Below are 3,657 nucleotides of genomic sequence, written 5' to 3' on the forward strand. Positions count from 1 at the left end.
CTCCAAACAGGACGACGCGATCCCGGCGCCGATCGTAGACCGCGCGGTGATGGTCGCGCCCCGACGGACGTGGACCGGTGGCATCGCTCTCGCGCCACTCGGCTCCATTCCAGAGCCACGTATCGGCGAGCGAGGCTCCCGAGCGCCCGACACCGTCTCTTCCACCGAAGAGAACTACGATTTTCCGCCGGGAGTCGTAAGCGACCGCGGGCCATCTTCGCGGCGAAGGGCCGGCCGTCGCCAGGAGTTGCCACGACTTTCCGTTCCAACCCCAGGTGTCGCCTTTGGGCTCGCCGTCCGGGCCAAAACCCCCGAAGAGAAGGGTCGTTCCCCGGGCTTCGTCGAAGACCAATTCGTGTCCGTAGCGGGCACCCGGTGAGTCCTGCGCGAGCAATTGGCCCGCGCCCGCGACAACCAGGAGAGCCTCGACCGAGAATATCGACATCATCATCGTCGTTTATCGCTCCCGAGTGGTGTTTCTCCCGCCCGTCCGCCTATGCTAGTCTAACGAACGAGCAGAAATGAGCGAGGCAATTGGCGAAGGTCCGATAGGACCGAAGACCAGCAACACGTTCATGGATTCGAACGATGCTTTCGACCCGGACCCCACTTCTCGCCGAGACGGTGCGAAAGCTCGTCGCCCGCGGGGCTCACGTCAACGCGTTCAACATCCTTAGCCGTCTCCACCCCTCAGACATCGCGAGCATCCTGGGAGAGCTGTCCGAGCATCTGAGGCGCGACGCCTTTCAGACCCTCCACAAGCGGGACATACGGCTTGCGAGCGCCGCCATCTCCGAGCTCGGTCCCGAGCGAGGGGCGTCCCTTCTCTCCGAGATGACTTCTCAGGAAATATCCGTCATTTTGCAGGAGCTCGACCCGGACGATGCGGCTGTCTTCGTGCCCCGCCTTCCGCCGGAGCTTCAAGAGGAAATCCTCGGGGCGATGCGGAAGAAAGAGGCCTCCGACGTCGAGGATCTCCTGCAGTATCCCGATCAGACCGCGGGACGCATCATGAGTCCCAAGGTCTTTTCCCTCAATCAGGACACGACCGTTGAGGAAGCGATCCGACGACTCCAGGACGCGGGCGATCTCGAGATGGTCTTCTACATCTACGTCGTCGACGATCACGGCAACCTCGTGGGGGTCCTTTCCTTGCGCCAGCTCCTTCTGAAAAGGCCCAATACGAAACTCGCCGATATCATGGAGCCCGATGTCATCCGGGTGGCGACGGATACCGATCAGGAGGAGGTCGCTCAGCTCGTCGCCTCCTACAACCTGCTGGCCATCCCCGTCGTGGATTCGTTGAACAAGCTCGTCGGGGTCATCACCGTCGACGACGTCATCGACGTGATCAAGGAAGAGGCGACCGAGGATATGTACCGCCTGGCGGGCCTCGACCGCGAGGAGCGAGTATTCACGCGGCCCCGTACCTCGGTCGCGAAACGCATCCCCTGGCTCGTCTTGAATCTCGGCACCGCCTTCATGGCAGCGCTCGTCGTCAGCCTCTTCGAGAATACGATCAGCCAGTTCGCCCTTCTCGCGGTTTTCATGCCGGTCGTGCCTCTCCTCGGAGGGAATGCCGGTAACCAGACGCTCACGGTGATGGTTCGCGGCATCGCTCTCGGCGAGCTCTCCTGGTCCAACAGCCGTAAGGCTCTCTTCAAGGAAGTGCTGGTCGGCATCGTGAACGGAATCACCATCGGACTGCTCGTCGGTGTCGCCGCGTTCCTTTGGAAGGGCGACCCCTGGCTCGGCGCCGTCCTCGCACTCGCCATGGTAGGCACGCTGCTCGTGGCCGCGGTCATGGGAACGCTCATCCCCCTCGCCCTGAGGTGGCTCAAGGTCGATCCCGCCCTCGCCTCGTCCGTGTTCGTCACCACGGCCACCGACGTGACCGGGTTCCTTTTGTTTCTCGGCCTCGGAGCGCTCTTCTTGTCGCGCTTTCAATAGGCGCCGTGCCGCTTCGCCGCGCTCGAGCCATCGTTCTCCGGACCTACCGCGTGGGCGAGTCCGACAAGATCGCCGTCTTCTACACCGTCGAGCACGGGAAGATTCGCGGGATGGCCAAGGCCGCTCGCCGGCCCCGTTCGCGCTTCGGCTCGTCGCTCGAAGTGGGAACCGAAGTCGATTTGGTCTTCTTCGAGAAACCGAGCCGCGAGCTGGTCAGCGTCGATCGCTGTGATATAGTCCGCACGAGATTTTCACGACTTGGAGAGCCCGTTCTGGCGACGACCCTAGGCTACCTTTCCGACCTCGTTGATGCGCTTACGCCCGAGCGGGATCCCAACCAGAGAATCTATCGGCTCCTGAGGGCCACGATCGGCTCCCTGGACGAGCCGCAGCTGGCGGAGACCAGGGCCCGCTATTTCGAGGTATGGCTCTTGAGACTCTCGGGTCTCTTTCCCCTCCGGCGAACCTGCCCATCCTGCGGGCGCGCTCTCAGGGAAACCGGAGCCCGTTATCTCACCGAGGAGCACCGGCTCGAGTGCGGGGACTGCCTGGGCCGCGGGCTCCCGCTCTCTCGAGAGACCGTCGATTTCCTCGAGGCCGTCGTCTGGAGGACTCCGCCCGGCGAGACGCTCGAACCCGAGTCCGACACCGTGCTCTCCGAGCTCGGCGTGGTCTCGCATCGCATCCTGCAAGAGCACCTCGACAAAGAGCTGAGATCGCATCGCGTATTCGAAGACATGTTGCGGCGAACGAAACCGTGATTTTTCAGGAGCTCGTCTTCAAGCTCACGAAGTTCTGGTCGGACCGAGGTGTGCTCGTCCACCAGCCCTACGATCTGGAGATGGGAGCGGGCACGATGCATCCCGAGACCTTTTTCCGGGTGCTCGGGCCACGGCCCTGGAAGGTCGTCTACGTCCAGCCCTCGCGTCGCCCCACCGATGGGCGATACGGGGACAACCCCAACCGCCTGTACAAGCACCACCAGCTCCAGCTAATCCTGAAGCCCTCACCCCACGATATTCAGGATCAGTACCTCCGGAGTCTGCGGGCCTGTGGTATCGAGCCGCGGGAGCACGACATCCGTTTCGAGGAGGACGACTGGGAGTCACCGACGATCGGCGCCTGGGGCATCGGTTGGCAGGTCCTCCTCGATGGACTCGAGATCACGCAGTTCACCTACTTCCAGCAGGCGGGCGGGATCGAGCTGTCGCCGATTTCCGTGGAGATAACCTACGGACTCGAGAGGCTCGACATGTATCTCCAGAACGTGGACGACGTGTACGAGCTCGAGTGGGCGAAAGGCATCAAGTACGGAGAAGTCAGACGGCGCGACGAGGTCGAAGGCTCGAGGTTCAGCTTCGATTTGGCGAACGTCGAGATGACGAGACGTCATTTCGAGGATCTTCGACAGGAAAGTGAACGCCTCCTGGCCGCCGGTACGGTGTTACCCGCCTACGAGCTATGCCTTCGCTGCTCGCACCTGTTCAACATACTCGACGCACGGGGCGCGGTCTCGGTGAGTGAACGCACGGCGCTCATCTTGAAGATACGGGAGCTGGCCTGCGCCATCGCCCGAGCCTACGTGGAATCGCTCACCCCGGTGCCGGTATGAAGCCGTTTCTCTGGGAGATCGGTTGTGAGGAGATTCCCGGCTCCTGGCTGGCTCCACTGGTCTCCCAGCTCGAGGAGAAAGTCGATAAGGAGCTC

Annotated in this window: 4 protein-coding genes; 3 read left to right on the forward strand and 1 reads right to left on the reverse strand. The window is 62.6% G+C overall.

Annotated features, from left to right (window positions below; translation table 11 throughout):
- Nucleotides 1-451 (reverse strand): kelch repeat-containing protein (locus VEK15_22595; protein HXV63508.1); only part of this gene is annotated, 451 nt, incomplete at its 3' end.
- Nucleotides 452-588: 137 nt separating this feature from the next.
- On the opposite strand from VEK15_22595, the gene mgtE reads away from it, so the two are divergent.
- From mgtE to VEK15_22610, 3 genes are read left to right on the forward strand one after another with little or no spacing between them, the layout of a single operon-like run.
- Nucleotides 589-1,950, forward strand: a complete 1,362-nt coding sequence (gene mgtE, locus VEK15_22600; protein ID HXV63509.1) for a magnesium transporter — start codon at nt 589-591, stop codon at nt 1,948-1,950.
- Between the two features lie 5 nt (nt 1,951-1,955).
- On the forward strand, nt 1,956-2,711 hold the full coding sequence (recO, locus tag VEK15_22605) for a DNA repair protein RecO (protein ID HXV63510.1): 756 nt from the start codon (nt 1,956-1,958) through the stop codon (nt 2,709-2,711).
- Complete coding sequence (locus VEK15_22610) at nt 2,708-3,562, forward strand: glycine--tRNA ligase subunit alpha (GenBank protein HXV63511.1); 855 nt, start codon at nt 2,708-2,710, stop codon at nt 3,560-3,562. The genes recO and VEK15_22610 overlap by 4 nt, the downstream gene beginning before the upstream one ends.
- Nucleotides 3,563-3,657: the final 95 nt, after the last annotated feature.

Source organism: Vicinamibacteria bacterium (genome assembly GCA_035620555.1).
In the GTDB taxonomy this organism is placed as follows: domain Bacteria; phylum Acidobacteriota; class Vicinamibacteria; order Marinacidobacterales; family SMYC01; genus DASPGQ01.

Excerpts from the sequence above, each read along its gene's own strand:
- mgtE (HXV63509.1), top strand. The coding sequence starts at position 589 with ATGCTTTCGACCCGGACCCCACTTCTCGCCGAGACGGTGCGAAAGCTC.